At 54.9% G+C, this 16111-nt stretch carries 14 protein-coding genes; 9 read left to right on the forward strand and 5 right to left on the reverse strand.

Translation table 11 applies throughout. From position 1 onward, the window contains the following. Positions 1 to 4 precede the first annotated feature (4 nt). From ACIP6T_RS06955 to flhB, 3 genes are read right to left on the reverse strand one after another with little or no spacing between them, the layout of a single operon-like run. A complete protein-coding gene (locus ACIP6T_RS06955) occupies positions 5 to 412 on the reverse strand; it encodes a flagellar protein FlhE (RefSeq protein ID WP_400456107.1) in 408 nt (135 codons plus the stop codon). Continuing rightward, positions 412 to 2499, reverse strand: coding sequence for a flagellar biosynthesis protein FlhA (gene flhA / locus ACIP6T_RS06960; protein ID WP_345829446.1), 2088 nt, complete (start codon positions 2497 to 2499; stop codon positions 412 to 414). The genes ACIP6T_RS06955 and flhA overlap by 1 nt, the downstream gene beginning before the upstream one ends. Next, entirely contained in the window at positions 2492 to 3643 is a 1152-nt protein-coding gene (flhB, locus tag ACIP6T_RS06965) for a flagellar biosynthesis protein FlhB (RefSeq protein WP_097097043.1), read from the reverse strand. Before flhB ends, flhA begins: the two co-directional genes overlap by 8 nt. Before the next feature lie 833 nt (positions 3644 to 4476). Between flhB and ACIP6T_RS06970 the strand changes: the two genes are divergently transcribed. The 8 genes from ACIP6T_RS06970 (at position 4477) to ACIP6T_RS07005 (ending at position 13467) form a co-directional block, all read left to right on the forward strand. Then, on the forward strand, positions 4477 to 4971 hold the full coding sequence (locus tag ACIP6T_RS06970) for an SH3 domain-containing protein (RefSeq protein WP_176519169.1): 495 nt from the start codon (positions 4477 to 4479) through the stop codon (positions 4969 to 4971). An 84-nt stretch (positions 4972 to 5055) separates the two neighbouring features. Further along, a complete protein-coding gene (icmH, locus tag ACIP6T_RS06975) occupies positions 5056 to 6270 on the forward strand; it encodes a type IVB secretion system protein IcmH/DotU (protein ID WP_097097042.1) in 1215 nt (404 codons plus the stop codon). Further along, on the forward strand, positions 6270 to 8384 hold the full coding sequence (gene tssM / locus ACIP6T_RS06980) for a type VI secretion system membrane subunit TssM (RefSeq protein WP_400457089.1): 2115 nt from the start codon (positions 6270 to 6272) through the stop codon (positions 8382 to 8384). Before icmH ends, tssM begins: the two co-directional genes overlap by 1 nt. A 13-nt stretch (positions 8385 to 8397) precedes the next feature. Continuing rightward, positions 8398 to 9096, forward strand: a complete 699-nt coding sequence (gene tagF, locus ACIP6T_RS06985) for a type VI secretion system-associated protein TagF (protein ID WP_345829441.1) — start codon at positions 8398 to 8400, stop codon at positions 9094 to 9096. A gap of 33 nt (positions 9097 to 9129) precedes the next feature. After that, positions 9130 to 10245: a type VI secretion system-associated FHA domain protein TagH gene (gene tagH, locus ACIP6T_RS06990; RefSeq protein WP_400456110.1), complete on the forward strand. Its 1116-nt coding sequence runs from the start codon at positions 9130 to 9132 to the stop codon at positions 10243 to 10245. Beyond that, complete coding sequence (locus ACIP6T_RS06995) at positions 10242 to 11018, forward strand: PP2C family serine/threonine-protein phosphatase (protein WP_097097039.1); 777 nt, start codon at positions 10242 to 10244, stop codon at positions 11016 to 11018. Before tagH ends, ACIP6T_RS06995 begins: the two co-directional genes overlap by 4 nt. A gap of 13 nt (positions 11019 to 11031) precedes the next feature. Then, positions 11032 to 11982, forward strand: a complete 951-nt coding sequence (locus ACIP6T_RS07000; RefSeq protein WP_345829439.1) for a hypothetical protein — start codon at positions 11032 to 11034, stop codon at positions 11980 to 11982. Positions 11983 to 12048: 66 nt separating this feature from the next. Then, a complete protein-coding gene (locus tag ACIP6T_RS07005; RefSeq protein ID WP_097097037.1) occupies positions 12049 to 13467 on the forward strand; it encodes a serine/threonine-protein kinase in 1419 nt (472 codons plus the stop codon). 5 nt (positions 13468 to 13472) lie between these two features. Here ACIP6T_RS07005 and ACIP6T_RS07010 read toward each other — a convergent pair whose 3' ends face one another. Both ACIP6T_RS07010 and chaB read right to left on the reverse strand, forming a co-directional pair. After that, positions 13473 to 14147, reverse strand: coding sequence for a gamma-glutamylcyclotransferase (locus ACIP6T_RS07010; RefSeq protein WP_176519168.1), 675 nt, complete (start codon positions 14145 to 14147; stop codon positions 13473 to 13475). Positions 14148 to 14386: 239 nt separating this feature from the next. Next, entirely contained in the window at positions 14387 to 14617 is a 231-nt protein-coding gene (gene chaB / locus ACIP6T_RS07015; RefSeq protein ID WP_097097035.1) for a putative cation transport regulator ChaB, read from the reverse strand. A 367-nt stretch (positions 14618 to 14984) separates the two neighbouring features. Between chaB and chaA the strand changes: the two genes are divergently transcribed. Beyond that, positions 14985 to 16070, forward strand: coding sequence for a sodium-potassium/proton antiporter ChaA (chaA, locus tag ACIP6T_RS07020; RefSeq protein ID WP_097097034.1), 1086 nt, complete (start codon positions 14985 to 14987; stop codon positions 16068 to 16070). Positions 16071 to 16111 lie beyond the last annotated feature (41 nt).

The following is a 16111-nucleotide window of genomic DNA, read 5'->3' on the forward strand; positions in this document are numbered from 1 at the left end:
AGGGCTACTGATAATTTACCGTCACTTCACTGCTCACCACGCGCAAGCCCGGCGGCAATGCGCCCTGGCCCTGAAAACCAAAGGCCAGATACAACGTCTCTTCCGCGGCAACGTTGGCTAAACCACGCGTACTGCCGCTGGCCCCTTCGATTTCGACACAGCGATCGGCGGCACATAAGCGCACCACCAAACCCGACGGCGCAGGACGGCTAAGCTGATAGCGCCAGTTCACTACGGAAATAGTGCCCGGTGCGGATGACGGCGCACGCAGCGCCGGCGTTTTCATCCAGTTACCGCGCACGCCGAGGCTCGGGCCGCTGGCGTTGGCGGTCCAGGCACCGCTGGCCGCATTGGCAGCGAGCGGCAACGCTATTATCGGTAACATCATTAATGCCCAGCACCAACGGCGCATTACTTGCCTCCAATGGTGGCTGTCATGCGGATCTGCCGGTTGTCGGTCAACTCCATGTTCGACAGCACGATCAGCTGTGGCAGATTGCGACGCAGGAAGCGCGCCAGCAGCGCACGCAGCGGATGGTTCACCAGCAGCACCGGCGGAGCGCCGACCATCTCTTGCTGCTGCAGCGCACCTTGCGTCTGCACCAGTAAGCGATCCGCCAGGCCCGGTTCCAGTCCACCGCCGCCCTGCAGCGCCTGCAGCAGCAAGCGTTCCAGCGTGGCATCAAGGCCAATCACCTGCACCTCGCCATTTCCAGGGAACCACTGCTGGGTAATCGCGCGTCCCAACGCTACGCGCACCACGCTGGTTAGCTCCTGAGGATCGTTCTGTACCGGCGCATGTTCCGCCAGCGTTTCGATAATGGTGCGCATATCACGAATCGACACGCGCTCGGTCAATAGATTTTGCAGCACTTTATGCAGCGTGGTTAAGGTGATGACACCCGGCACCAGATCTTCCGTCAGTTTCGGCATCTCCTGCGTGACGCGATCCAACAGCTGTTGCGCTTCCTGACGGCCAAACAGCTCGCTGGCGTACTGGCCAATCAGATGATTAAGATGAGTCGCCACCACGGTGCTGGCTTCTACCACGGTAAAGCCTTGAATTTGCGCCTGCTCTTTCAACGCGCTATCAATCCAAATCGCCGCCAGACCAAAGGCTGGATCGACAGTCGGCTCACCCGGCAACGACCCCGCTGCGGTGCCAGGGTTGATCGCCATCCAGCGGCCCGGGTAGGCATCGCCGCTGCCAATTTCCACACCTTTCATCAGAATGCGGTAGCGCGCAGGCGGCAGCTCCATGTTGTCACGGATATGCACCACCGGCGGCAGGAAACCAACTTCCTGTGCCACCTTCTTACGAATACTGCGGATACGCCCCAGCAGTTCGCCATTTTGCAGGTGATCGACCATCGGAATCAGACGATAGCCCACTTCCATGCCCAGCGAATCTTCCAGCTGTACGTCGGTCCAGGAGGCCTCGACGGTGGCTGGCGTCTCCTGGGTTTTTACCAGACTGGCAGATTCCGCCGGTTTCTTCGGCTGCATTTCGCGCCCGCGCAGCCACCAGGCCAGGCCCAGTAAGCCAGCGGTAAACAGTAGAAAGACAAAGTTCGGCATGCCCGGAACCAGACCGAGTAAACCGATAACGCCGCCGCTCAACATCAGCACGCGTGGATTTCTAAACAGCTGGCTCACCATCTGTTCGCCAACATCCTGATCGGTGCTGACGCGCGTCACAATTACACCCGCAGCCGTTGAGATCACCAGCGCGGGGATCTGCGCCACCAGGCCGTCACCGATGGTCAACAGCGTATAGGTTTCACCGGCGTGACCGAGATCCATGCCGTGCTGCACCACGCCGACCAACAAACCGCCGATAACGTTGATCACCATAATCAGAATGCCGGCGATGGCATCACCGCGCACGAATTTACTCGCACCGTCCATCGAGCCGTAGAAATCCGCTTCCTGTGTTACCTCACTACGGCGGCGCTTGGCTTCATCTTCACCAATTAAACCGGCGTTTAAGTCAGCATCAATGGCCATCTGCTTACCAGGCATACCATCAAGCACAAAACGCGCGCCCACTTCGGCGATACGCCCCGCACCCTTGGTGATCACCATAAAGTTGATGATGACCAGGATGATAAACACCACAATACCGATGGCAAAGTTACCGCCAACCAGGAAGTGGCCAAAGGCTTCTACCACGCGTCCGGCCGCATCGGCGCCGGTATGACCGTCCAGCAAAATGATTCGGGTAGAGGCAACGTTTAGCGCCAGGCGCAGCAAGGTGGAGAAAAGCAGAATGGTTGGGAATGCTGCGAACTCCAGCGTGCGCTGGGTGAACATCGCCACCAGCAGCACCATGATCGACAGCGCGATGTTAAAGGTGAACAGCAGGTCGAGAATGAATGCAGGCAACGGCAGCACCATCATCGAGAGGATCAGCATGATCAGTACCGGACCAGCCAGTACCTGCCACTGCGTGTCTTTAAAGTTGCTCGGTAAACGCAGCTTCTCGGCTAAGTTAGCCATCGTTTCTGTTCTCTCCTGCAAAGTCCATGTCTGCCGGCACCGGCAGGTTTTTAGGTTTATTTGGAATCAGGCCGCCTTCGCGCTTCCAGCGTCGCAGCTGCCAGACCCAGGCCAGCACTTCTGCCACGGCGGCATAGAGTGCGCCGGGAATAAACTGGCCGATTTCCGTGTGTCGATACAGCGCGCGCGCAAGCGGCGGCGCCTCAAGAATGGGAATACGATGCTCTTTGGCTAATTCGCGGATTTTCAGCGCAATATCACCCGCCCCTTTGGCAACCACTTTAGGAGCACTCATCTTCCCTTCCTGATATTTTAGGGCCACCGAATAGTGAGTGGGGTTGGTGACGATAACGTCCGCTTTTGGCACGTCGGCCATCATGCGGCGCCTTGCGGCAGCGCGCATCGCCTGACGAATACGCCCTTTAACGTGCGGATCGCCTTCGTTTTGTTTATGCTCGTCGCGAATTTCCTGACGCGTCATGCGCAGCTTTTTGAAGTAGCTATACAGCTGCCAGAACACGTCAAAGCCAACCATCGGGAATAATCCCAGCATGACCAACCCGCAGCTGGCGGCCATCATTGATAAGCCGTGATGCAGGGCGTTAATCGGCGGTTCACTCATCAGCCGCAGCATCTCTTCCCAGTGGCTCCAGATGTACCAACCGGCAACCAGCCCAACCAGCACCGCTTTCATAATCGACTTTACTAACTCCGCAGCGGTTTGGCCGGAGAACATGCGGCCAATACCGCTCAACGGATTGAGCTTCTTGAGGTCAAGCTTGATGGATTTACCGCTAATGTTGAGGCCGCCCAGCGCCATCGGTCCGGCAATCGCCACCACCACAAGGCCGCCCATCAGCGGCAGTAGCGCAATCATGGCCTGCTTAATCAGGCTGCCAATGTGCCCGATAATGACCTTGTCATCGCTCACCATGCCGTGATCGAAACGGAAACCCGTGGCGACCATGCTCGCCAGCCGCTCTGCCATGCTGTTGCCGCCTACCCATAAAATCAGCAGTCCAATCAACAGCATCATCACTGAAGTCAGCTCGCGCGAACGCGGAATCTGCCCTTCCTCACGCGCCTTCTCAAGTCGGTGGGGGGTGGGCGATTCTGTTTTGTCCTCGTTACTCTCTTCAGCCACAACGCACCTCAGCGGGCAGGAATTCTGAGCATAGAATGCCAAAAGCCCACGCGGCTAAAGCGCGGATTAAAGGGGAGAAATGTGAGTTTATTTAGCCATAAGTGAAATTGCGGACGGTTATAACCGCTAAGCGGAATAAAAAAAGGCGTCCAGCCACATGCGCGCAACATGGGCAGGACGCCTTTATCCAAAGCACTCGATTCACGCTTAACGAGAAACAAATGCACAATGTCAGTAAAGGTATTGCAAAGTGTGTGCCAAAGGCTAAATGCGTGATGCAGGCCGCTCAAGCAGGAAGAATTGAATTGATTGACAGAAATGTGCACTATCTGGGCGCGCCAGCTGCACAGGCTTTGTGCAGCACGGCGATCTGCGTCCACTATCCTTAAGCAAAAGCCATGCCGTGCTACGCTGAATGGCGTGCAGAAAACGCCCGGAAATTCCGAAATTTTGAAAATTGTTTCGCCGGGCAATCTTTTTTAACCCCGATAAATAGATTAATCTTATTTACCATTTTTAATTGGTACTAACACCAGGTAAAAGCAACATCAGCACCGCCTTTTGCTAACCCCAACAAATAAATTAACTCAGCTTATCTTTCGCCAGGACTAAGTGTTTTATATCATCGGCCTGCGCTGCTTTTTCGCCCGGTAGCACGGGATTTCTCTTGGTGCAATGGTTTGAATTCTCAAAAGTCTTAGGTAGACTTAGTTCAGCACTATCTTTCTGTAATCTGTCTGTTTTTTTGATGGCTTTCTCGCTGCCTAATCTGCCTGCCTTAAAGGCCCGTGCCGCAGATTACTCTGCAGCTAATCTGATGAAATTTGAGGATCATGGTGAATAAGAGTCTCGTGCTTGTGTTGCTGGCGGTGTTAAGTTTGGCTGCATGTAAAGCGCCGCCGCCACCCGTTACTGATGACACGCTGGTAACCAGTGAAGTAAATGGTGTCAAACTGGTTCATCGTCATGCGGTGGCAGCACCTGGCGAATTCACGCCGGTTAATGAGAGTTATCGCGCGCTGTATGCCGCATCGGTGATGACCACGCCTGATTTTAGCGGCAAGGTGGTGCGCTATCTCGATAACGCTAAACCGTTTGAAGTGCTTGGCCGTGTTGAACACAGCTGGCTGGCTGTGGCCGATGAGCCAAACGGCCAGTTGATTGGCTATATTCCACCGAAAGCAGGCGTGGAGAGCAGCCGTTATGACGCGACCATCCGTAGCGACCGCCCGCGTCCTCGACGTAATAGTAAACAGGTCTGTGTGGCCGTTGGAGGCGCGAGCAAAGCTTGTCGCACTAACGATACTGCGACCTGGATTTTAGACTGATAATGCAATCCGGCGCACAATGCCCGCAGATGTTTATATTCTGCGGGCTGTGATTTTCGCCCTTGCCTGGATAACCGAGATTTAATGACTCAGGATTCTTTTGCTCGCGATGGCATTGTCGCGGGCAATGATAACCTTTTGCTTAATGCCGCAGCACCGATCCTGAATGCCGTCGTCCGTATACGGCAGGCCGCCACGCATGACGATCCTGCTGGTCTGCGTCAGTTGCTGATTGAAGAGATCCGCCAATTTGAACAACGCTGTAAGCAAGCAGGCTTGCCGTTTGAGATGATTATTGGCGCGCGTTACTGTTTGTGCAGCGTGCTGGACGAAGCAGCAGCGCAAACGCCCTGGGGCACGCGCGGCGTATGGTCTGGCAATGGCATGTTAGTGACCTTTCATAATGAAAGCTGGGGCGGTGAAAAGGTGTTCCAGCTGCTATCGCGCGTGTCACAAAGTCCGCAGCAGCATGTGTGGCTGCTGGAGGTGATCCACTATTGCCTGCTACTCGGTTATGAAGGCCGTTATCGCGGCAGTGAAAGTGGCCGGGCACAGTGTGAAGCCATCCGCAAACGGTTGGCGCAATTAATTGCTGAAAACCGCCCATCCAGTGCCGAGCCCGCCGTGCCCTTAGTGGAAGTGCATCCACTGGTGAGTACATTAACCCGCCCGATGGTGCCGCTGTGGGCCTGCATTACCTTAGCCGCGCTGATTGCCAGCCTGATTTATAGCGGGCTTAACTGGCGGCTGGGTAATGCGGCTGAACCCTTGCTACGTAACATTTATCAAACGCCACTGCCGCAAATCACGCCGGGACGACGTCCCACCTCACCCCAAGCCCTGCTCGATTTGCATCAACGTCTAAATGATGTCATTGCCGCGGGCCAACTGGAAGTCAGCGACGGTGCTTTTGGCAGTAAAGTGATCATCCCCGCTGACAAGCTGTTCGCCAGCGATGGCACCGTCGTGAATCAGGTCGGTCGTGCCTTGCTAGCACACGTTGCCAGCGCCATGAAAACCGTCAAGGGCACGGTGCTGGTGTCGGTGTACACCGATAATAGTCCGGTGGATGGCCGCTTCGCCTCAAGCTATGAATTCTCTTTTGCCCGCGCGCGCGCGATCACACAGCTGCTTAATCCACAATTAGCCGAAGGTCACAGCGTGAAAGCGGAAGGACGTGGTGACAGCAATCCGCTGCTGCCCAACGACAGTAATGAAAATCGTGCCCGTAATCGTCGGGTTGAAATTACCCTGTTTGCCACTCCGGAAACACTCGGCAATCATCAGGGAGGCCAATGATGCGCGCGTCACTGCAACATCTGTTAACCCATCGCCTGCTGTGGAGCCTGATTGGCGTCACGGCGCTGAGTTGCGTGCTGTGGATGCTTGGACCGCTGTGGAGCTGGGGCGATACGCGCCCGCTTGAGCCGGTACTTCCGCGCCAGCTGGCGGTAGGAATGCTGTTCTTGCTCTGGCTGCTCTTCCAGTTTATTCCTGCGCTGTGGCGCGGCTGGTTCAATAGTAAATTGCTTAATCGCCTGCAGCAGATGAGCCATGAAGAGTTGTCCGATCGTCAGGCGACGGACACGCTGCTGGCCCAGCGCTTCAGTGAAGCTGCACTGCGTTTGAAACGCACCCAGTTTGGTCGCCGTCATCAGCAGAGCTGGCTGGCACGCTTTCAAAGCCATTACCTGTATCAGCTCCCCTGGTACGTCATGATTGGCGCACCGGGTGCCGGTAAAACCACTGCTTTACTGAACGCCGGGCTTGAATTCCCGCTCACCGACAGTCTCGGCAAGGCCGCCATTCGCGGCGTTGGCGGCACGCGCCATTGTGACTGGTGGTTTACCGATAGCGCAGTGCTGATCGATACCGCAGGGCGTTACGCCTTACAGGAGAGCCAGCGTGCCCGCGATGGCGCTGAGTGGCAGAGCTTTATCAATCTACTGAAGCGCTATCGTACCCGTCAGCCGATCAACGGCGTGATCATGACCATCAGCGTCTCTGACCTGCTCACCGACTCGGCTGAAGCACGTCATGCCCAGGCCAGCGCACTGCGTGAGCGCATGGCGGAGTTACATCAGCATACCGGCATTCATTTTCCCGTTTACGTGATGGTGACCAAAACCGATCTGCTGAAAGGGTTTATGAGTTTCTTTGGCAATCAGAGCAAGCCGCAGCGTGATGCTATCTGGGGTTTTACCTTTCCCTGGGAACCCGGTAAACCGCATAAAGAGGATTGGCATCGCAGCTTCGGCCAGCAATATCAGCATTTAGAGCAGCGTTTGCAGCACCAGCTGGCAGACGTGATGGCCAGTGAACGCGATCTCACGCAGCGTGCCGACAGCTTCCTGTTCCCGCAAGAGTTCAGTTCGCTGCGTCCCCTGCTGAATGAGTATCTCGACGTGGTATTTTCCAGCCATCAGGAGCCGATAGCCTGGTCACCGCGCGGCCTCTTCTTTACCAGCGGGACGCAGGAGGGTTTACCCTTTGATCGCATCATGGGTGAGCTGAATCGCAAGTTACAGCTGCCCCATACCGGTGAGAGCAGCCTGGCGGCCTGGGATAGCGTCAATCGCAGCAGCCCGATTCCCGGCAATAAAGGACAAAGTTTCTTTATTCGCGATTTACTCAGCGATCTGGTATTTCGTGAAAGTGGCCTTGCCGGCAGCAATCGCCGTTGGGAATATCGTAATCGCCTGTTCCACTGGATTGGCTATGGTGTGCTGACGGGCGCTCTGCTATTGCTCTCCTGTTTGTGGCTGACCAGTTACATTCAGAATCAGCATTATTTAGATCAGGTGGCTGAGCGCATCGGTCCGATTACGGTTCAAAGCCAGCAGGTGATTCATCAGCCCGCCGATAATATTTTTGATCTGCTACCCTTCTTAAATAACCTGGTAAAACTGCCGTTGTCTGAGCGCTTTTCCCTCGACAATCCACCGCTTACCATGCGCGTTGGCCTTTATCGCGGCACCCAGGTGAGCGATGCGGCCTGGGTGCTTTATCAAAATGCACTTAAGTCTTTACTGTTGCCCCGCGTAGCACAGCAAATCACCAATCTGCTGCGTGACGACCCGGGTAACGATAACGAATACAGTCGTAATGCGCTGCGTGCCTACCAGATGTTGTATCAGCCACGTAATTATGACGGTGAATTTCTGCGTGGCTGGCTGATGCAAAATCTGCAGCGGTCATTGCCTAACGAGGTGAGCGCGCGCGATCTGCAGCAGCTCGACTGGCATCTCAGTCAGCTGCTGGATCAGCAAATACAGTCTTCGCCTTATGCGCGTGATAACGCTCTAATGATGCGCAAGCTTGCGGAGAATCTGAAAAATGCCGGTGAAAGCAGCAATACGCTGGCGATCACGCCGCGCGTCGTTTCGCAGCGATTGACCAGACACAGTGAGTAATGGTGAGGTAACGATGCCGAAACACACTGCGCCAGGCTGGTATGGCAAACTACCGGCAACCGGCGATTTTTTGCGCCAACGTCTCAGTGAAAATACCGTGACGCCCTGGAGCCACTGGTTTCAGCAGGGTTTGGTGCACTGGCATCAACAACCTGAGGCCAGCACGGCACAATTTCTACGCGCGCCGGTGTGGAACTTTGTTCTGCCGCTTTCCCCTCTGCGTCAGCAAGTACAGATGGGCTGTTTGCTGCCCTCCAGCGATCGTGTAGGACGCGCATGGCCGCTGTTAGCTCTGCGCAGCTTCCCTCTCAGTCACTGGCACAGCTCGCAGCTGGCGATGTCCGGCGACTGGTTTCAGGAACTGGGAGCGCTGCTGATGAGCGCAGTGCGCGATCGGCTCAATCCCGATGCTTTAGAGCAGAAAATGCAGCAGCTGTCGCCGCTGATGGTGCCGGATACGCAGCGCAGCGACATCATGGATGTGATTGGTTTTGCCGATCTGCCCTGCACGTTAAGCTGGCGTGAAGTGGCCGACAAATTTGATCCGCAGCAGCACATGAGCTACTGGTGGAGTAATCGCAGTGACGGTTTTAGTCATGCCACACACAAGCATAGTGGTCCGCTGACTGCGCAACTGTTTTCGTTATTGTTTAACCCGGCGTCTGGTGCACAGCCGGGCCGCAACGGCCTCTATCCACCCATGTTTGAATAGGCCGCCGCGTTTGCCTTATTAACGGGATGACTCATGCAATTTACCATTGTGCAGTGCAATACGGATGTGCCGGCAAAAACGGTTGCGTTCAAACCGCCCGGCGGCACCATCGGCCGTAGCCAGGATAACGACCTGGTGCTGCCAGACGAATCGCGGGCGATATCACGTCTGCAGGCACTGGTGCACCTTTCTCCTGAGGGGGAATGCCGTTTAACCAACCAGGGAAGCGTCACGTCGGTGGTGCTGAATGGCGTCGCGCTGCAACGCGGTACGCAAGTCGCGTTGCAGGATGGGGATACGCTGCAAATTGGTGAGTACCAGCTTGAAGTTCGCGATCCCAACACGCTCAGTGCGAGTAAGCAGGACGACCCGCTGGCTTTCTTTACCGATAACGCTGACGACCCGCTCGGCATGTTGCAACAGCCGGAAGTCATTCCCGAACCGGCCGCACGTAGCGAGCGCCGTAACGATCCCCGCCTGGCTATCGATCCGCAAAGCGATGCCCCCACGTTACCCAATGTGTTGCCCGGTGCCAGCCAGGACAAGCTGATTGCTGCGCTGCTGGAAGGTATGGGGCTGAACAACGGTCACCAGACTACGATTACCGAGGAGCAAATGCGGGTTACCGGCCGCATGCTGAGCCTGTTTTCGCAAGGTACCGTTGCCCTGCTCTCCTCGCGCTCGATTCTGAAGCGCGGGGTGAAAGCAGATATGACGATGATCCTTAACGAAGCCAATAATCCTTTCAAAATCCTGCCTTCGGGCAAAACCGTGCTGATGCAGATGTATCAGAGCCAGATGCCTGGCTTTATGCCGCCAGAACCGGCGGTGCGCGACGCGTTGGTGGATTTACAGGCGCATCAGCTCGGCATGATTGCCGGTATCAGGGCCATTATCGCCGCAATGCTGCAATCGTTTAATCCTCAGCGTCTGGAAGAAGAAGCGCGCAAAGATGGTGTGTTGCCGAAGCTGGCGTTAAGCAGCGGGCGTAAAGCAGCGTTGTGGGACTATTTCTCACGCCACTACCAGCGCACCGCAGGCGAGATCGAAGATGACTTCCACACGCTATTCGGGGAGGCCTTCTTGCATGCCTACGATATGGAAGTGAATCAATATAAAGATTCCCAAACGCGGACCGAAGACGCATGAAGATGATGTTTGCCAGTCGTTGCCAGCAAGGCATGCGCGACGAGAATCAGGATCGTACCGGCGTCGAGCTGGACGATAGCAGAGCCTGTTTTCTGGTGTGTGACGGTGTTGCCGGCTTGCCTGGCGGTGATATGGCGGCGCAGCTGGTGCGCGATACCCTGCTGAAGCAGCTGCAGCGCAGCGCGAGCTTCACGCCAGACAGCACGCGCGCGGCGATAGAACACTGCCAGCAGGTGTTGATTGAGGCACAGGGAAACAATCCGAATTTTTCACGCATGAGCACCACCCTCGCCGCCCTGTTTATCGACCGCGAAAAACAGCTCGCATGGTGGGCGCACGCGGGTGATAGCCGGGTTTATCACTTCCGTCATGGGGTGCTAAATCAGGTGACGCGTGACCACAGCCTGGCCCAGCAGTTACGTGAAGCAGGCTATGAAAATACCGGCATTAACAGTAATTTACTCTATAATGCGCTCGGTGTTGAACCGGCGCGTCCGGCCACGTTTAGCGAAGTGATTTCGCTTACCGATGGCGACGCGTTTCTCGTCTGCAGCGACGGATTCTGGCTCAATCTCACCACCCACGAAATGGAACTTGCACTGCGCATGGTAAATGCTTGCGAAGAGTGGCTGACTTTGATGGAACAAGCCGTTAACCGCAGTGTAAAAAGCGACAATCTCAGTGCTTTGGCAGTCTGGATTGGCGAACCGCAGGAAGCGACGCTGCTTTACTCCCAGGCTGATGCGGCACGTTTTCTGCCGTCACGTTATTGATGCAAGGATTCTTATGAAAGTGTGGTTGACGGGCTTCGCAACGCTGTTGCTGGCCTTTAATGCGCAGGCAGAAGATTATCGCGTGGTGTATTCACCAAGCCTGTCATTGGAAGTCTACATTGATGACGTGGCAAGTAAGGCACCGAACGACTGGTGTAAAGAGACGCTGCCGCTGCGAATTGTCTCGGGCAAAAGCACCGACTCCAGCATTCTGACCAGCTTCTTGCCGCGCGTCGGTACGCTGCTGGCAAATCAATGCGGCCTGCTGGATGAGCTTCCCTGGCAAATGACCAATAAAGACGGCAGCGTACTAGCGAATGGCAGCGCGGCCAAATTACAGAACTGGCGTCCAATTGTAATAAACGATGCCACAGCCAGCGCAACCAGCAGCAACGCTGCACCGCTCGATCTGTCGCGTCCGGCCGATAGCACGCCGCTGCAGCACTTTGCGTTGCCAGGCGGTTGCCACTTCCGCACCTGGTGGGATGACAAAGGCGAGTCGCTCTTTATTCCCGATAATCCACAACAACACTGCTCGACGGAAGGGTGGCTGGAAGGTCCGAGTGAAATGACCTTAATGAGCGGAGGTAAAGCGCGCACGGTGGCGTTGAACTTCACTCAAGGCTATCCGATTGCTGACCTGAAATTAAGCGGCCCGCCGCTGGAAGTTGTTTCGGTAAATAACCAACGCATGATTGTTACGCGTCCGGATGCCGATGATAGCTGGCTCGTGCTGCCCTTTGATGCGCAACAACACGTATGGCGCTTCACCGGCACGCTGTTAGTGAAAATGGATAAAACCGCCGATCAGGATAGCGATGTGCTGAAAAAGCGGGTTGAAACGTTACGCGGCGTTTGGTTGCCGCAATTTATGCCACAGCAAAAAGTGACTGTGTTACTGATTGACACCCTGCATGCGGATCTCGCCGATCCGGCGATTGGTGCCTGGCGTAACATTAATTAATTAGCGGTCGTTGCCTGCCGTCAGTCACCTGACGGGGCGCTACAGGACGTGTTCAGAGAGTTCACTATGTCGGCAAACGAAAACCATACACCCAACGCCCTTCCTGCGGGCTACCGGTTTAATGAATTTGAAATCAAGGAAGTGATTGGCGGCGGCGGCTTTGGCATTGTTTACCGTGCCTGGGATCATCAGCTGGAGCGCACCATCGCCATTAAAGAGTACATGCCGGTATCACTGGCGGTGCGCGCGGCAGACATGTCGCTGGAACTTCGCGGGGAGCGATTCCACAAATTATTTACGGCCGGGCGTAACAGCTTTATTCAGGAGGCGCGACTGCTGGCGCGCTTCAATCATCCCGGTTTGCTTCACGTACTCCGTTTCTGGGAACAGAACGGCACCGCCTATATGGGGACGCTGTATTACAGCGGGATGACGTTAAAAGAGTGGCAAATCACCAGCCCGGACAGCATTGATGAAGGCTGGATCCGTCGCCTGTTGCCGCCGCTATTTGGCGCTATTGACACCATTCATGCTGGCGGCTATCTGCATCGCGATATCTCACTGGATAACATCCAGATTCAGGAGAACCAGCTGCCGGTATTGCTTGATTTCGGTTCAGCGCGCAAAGAGATTGGTAACCTTTCTGACGAAACCGAGATCATGCTGAAGCCAGGCTTTGCCCCGATTGAGCAGTACAGCGAAGAGGGTGAAATCGAGCAAGGTCCCTGGACGGATATTTATGCGCTGGGTGCGGTATTGCACAACCTGATCACCGGTCATGCGCCGCCGGTCAGCGTGGTGCGCTGCATTGAGGACAACTATCAGCCCCTGGTTGAACGCAAACCGGAAGGCTATTCTCTGCCGCTGCTGCACGCGATTGACTGCGCATTGGCGATGAAGCCGAAAGATCGTCCACAAAGCATTGATGCGTTTGCCAACCTGATTGATTTACCGGTCAGCGATGTTGAGTCTCTGTCGACAACGCTTCCGGTCGCTGCTGAGCCGATCCCGCCCGTTGAGCCATTAGCCGCCCCACCAGAGCCTCAGGTGCTGGCGGTGAATCACGGTGCTGCCGCCGTTGAACCCTTAACGCCGCGCAACGTACGCCGTTTGTCCCCAGGTTTAGTCGCTGCCGCGGTCATTGCCGTGTTAGCCGTTATCGGCGTGGTGTGGAAAACCAATCATCACAGCGAAACGCCGCCAGTGGCTGCCACAACTTCACCTGCCACGCCTGCTGTCGCCGATAATAAAGCGGTGGCGAGCAGTGCGCCAACCATGGCGACGGTTTATCTGCGTTTGCAGGCGGGTGAAAACGTGATGCTGAATGGTGAGGCGAAGGATGTGAAACCTTCCAGTAGCGGTTTTGCCTCGCTGAATCTGGCCGCTGGGAGTTATCGCATTGAAGTGCATAATGGTAGCCAGGTGCACAGTCAATCCTTGACCATCGACAAGCCGGGAACCTGGCTGATCAATCCTGCGCAGTAACGAGGTTAGCGCGCTGCTGTATTCTGGTTCTGCAGCGCCCTAACTTCAGCCGCCAGCCGCGTCAGTGCCTCTTCTTGCATGCCACGCTTGCCCAGCTCCTGCTCCAATGCATAGAGATACTGTGCGTTGGTGCCCAACGGGCCGCTGGCCTGCGCGATCAGTGGCGCAATAGTGCGACGACATGAATCGGTCTCGTACAGTGGATGGCGGGGATCCATAATGAAGACCAGCGCGGTGACGTTACGTCCATCCTCCAGCGCCAGTTCGCACCAGGTTGGCAGATAGCAGCCGGTAATCATTTCACGCTTCCACAGCAGTTCGAGCTCATCATGCAATCGCGATTCTGGCAAACGAAACGCCAGACCGCTGGTCATCCCGCCCTCTTTCAGTGCCAGCATGCGTCCCGGCGCCGTGACCGTACCGCGACCCGCAATCAGACGCAGACAAAAGGCGCGGTGCCAACCTTCCAGCCGGCCAGACGCCACTTCTTCCGCTTCAAAAATGGGGTTCCACATCAGCGAGCCATAGCCAAAGATCCACACTGGACTCTGGTCAGGACGACAAGCAAGCGTTGCCGCCAGCGATGCCGCACGCTGTTCACAGCTCCACAGTAGCGCCTCGTCAATATCACCAAATGATGTTTTGCAATCTGCTTTTAATAAAAATTCCCGGGTTAACACTACGGTCTCCTCTACTATGCAAACATCTCGCCGGTGCAGCATCTTAAAACTGATGTCTTAACGTCGACGCCTGTTACGTCGGCTTAAGAGAAGACATTAATTCATTTTTAACAAAAAATTCAACATTGACCCCGATCACAAAGGGGAAATTCTCTGTAAATAGCATCGGCTGCCTGGCGAGAAACTTGAATAGCGCGGGGAAAAGCAGGAATGCGGGCCAAAATGACCCGCTTCACAGACTAGTTTTTAGGGTGCCACTTATCATCATCACCTTTGGCATACTCTTGTTTAACGGCTGACCAGGCAACTTTGTGGGCAACCTCTTCGCGAGATTCGTCGCCACGTCTGTCGTCAGGATCTTTATATTGATCCCAGGCGCTGTTGAAGGCTTTCTGATAGATGGTTTGTGCGTGACTCGGCAACACATGGCGCACACTGTCGGGCAACTCACGGTTAGATGAATAAGGCATATTTCCTCCTGTTTCACACTAAAACTTAAGCCTGGAACATCTGCGATAAAACGCAAATCGTTACTTTAGCCGGCAGGAGCGTAAAAAAAGATTTAAACCGCTATAAAGTACATCATAAGTACTCATTAATGGCATTAATCACCGTTGAAACTTAGCAAAATACTATTTCAACATAATGAATATATGCATTAATCCGGTGATAACCTGACCTTTCTCCCTGTTATGTATAAGAAACGCCTTTGGTAAAGTCGCGTAAAATCGCAGCAGCCTGGCTGATGAAAAGTTACACTGCGTTGCGTCAGAAAACTCATTATATTTATCAGGCAATGATTGCCTGCTTTGTACTTTTTCCCGGAGAGGATGGTAAATGCCTGGACATGAGAAAACCCGCCACACCGAGTACTCACTGATTTTCCCCGTTGCTGCGCTGGCTGTGCTGAGTTTTTTTGGCAACCAGACAGCGCTACTGCCGGTTATCGGCATCAACTTACTGGCGTTAGTCGCCATTCTGAGCAGCGCCTTTAGCGTTGTACGTCATGCGGATGTATTGGCCCACCGTTTAGGTGAACCTTATGGCTCGCTGATTCTCAGCCTTTCCGTGGTCATTCTGGAGGTAAGCCTTATCTCCGCGCTGATGGCGACAGGCGATGCCGCCCCCGCGTTAATGCGCGATACGCTCTACTCCATCATCATGATCGTGACCGCCGGTTTAGTTGGTTTTGCCCTGCTGCTGGGTGGCCGTAAATTTGCCACCCAGTACGTCAATCTGGCGGGCGTTAAGCAGTACATGATCGCCATTTTCCCGCTGGCGATTCTGGTGCTGGTATTTCCCAATGCATTACCGGGTGGCAACTTCTCCACCGCACAAGCGCTGATTATTGCCGCAATATCGGCCGCCATGTATGGCGTGTTCCTGTTGATTCAGACCAAAACGCATCAGAGTCTCTTCGTTTATGAGCATGAAGATGATGGCGACGATCCGCATCATGGCAAACCCTCCGCGCACAGTTCGCTATGGCACACCGCGTGGCTGATCGTGCATCTGATCGCGGTAATTAGCGTCACCAAGATGAATGCCAATCCACTGGAAAGCCTGCTGACAGAGTTGAACGCGCCGAAGCAGTTCACCGGTTTCCTGGTGGCGCTGTTGATTCTGTCGCCAGAAGGATTAGGTGCAATTAAAGCGGTGTTGATGAATCAGGTACAGCGCGCGATGAATCTGTTCTTTGGTTCAGTGCTGGCAACGATTTCATTAACCGTGCCCGCCGTCACCATCATCGCAACCTTGACCGATCAGCAATTGGTATTTGGCCTTGAGCCGCCGCAGATGGTGATCATGAGTGCCGTGCTGATTCTGTGCCACATTTCGTTCTCAACTGGCCGTACCAACGTACTGAATGGTGCTGCACATCTGGCGCTGTTTGCCGGCTATTTGTTGACGATTATGCTGTAAACCGTAGGGTTGCTATGAGCACACATTCTGTAGCGGCGCGA

Source organism: Pantoea sp. NPDC088449 (assembly GCF_044753225.1).
Taxonomy (GTDB): Bacteria; Pseudomonadota; Gammaproteobacteria; order Enterobacterales; family Enterobacteriaceae; genus Pantoea; species Pantoea floridensis.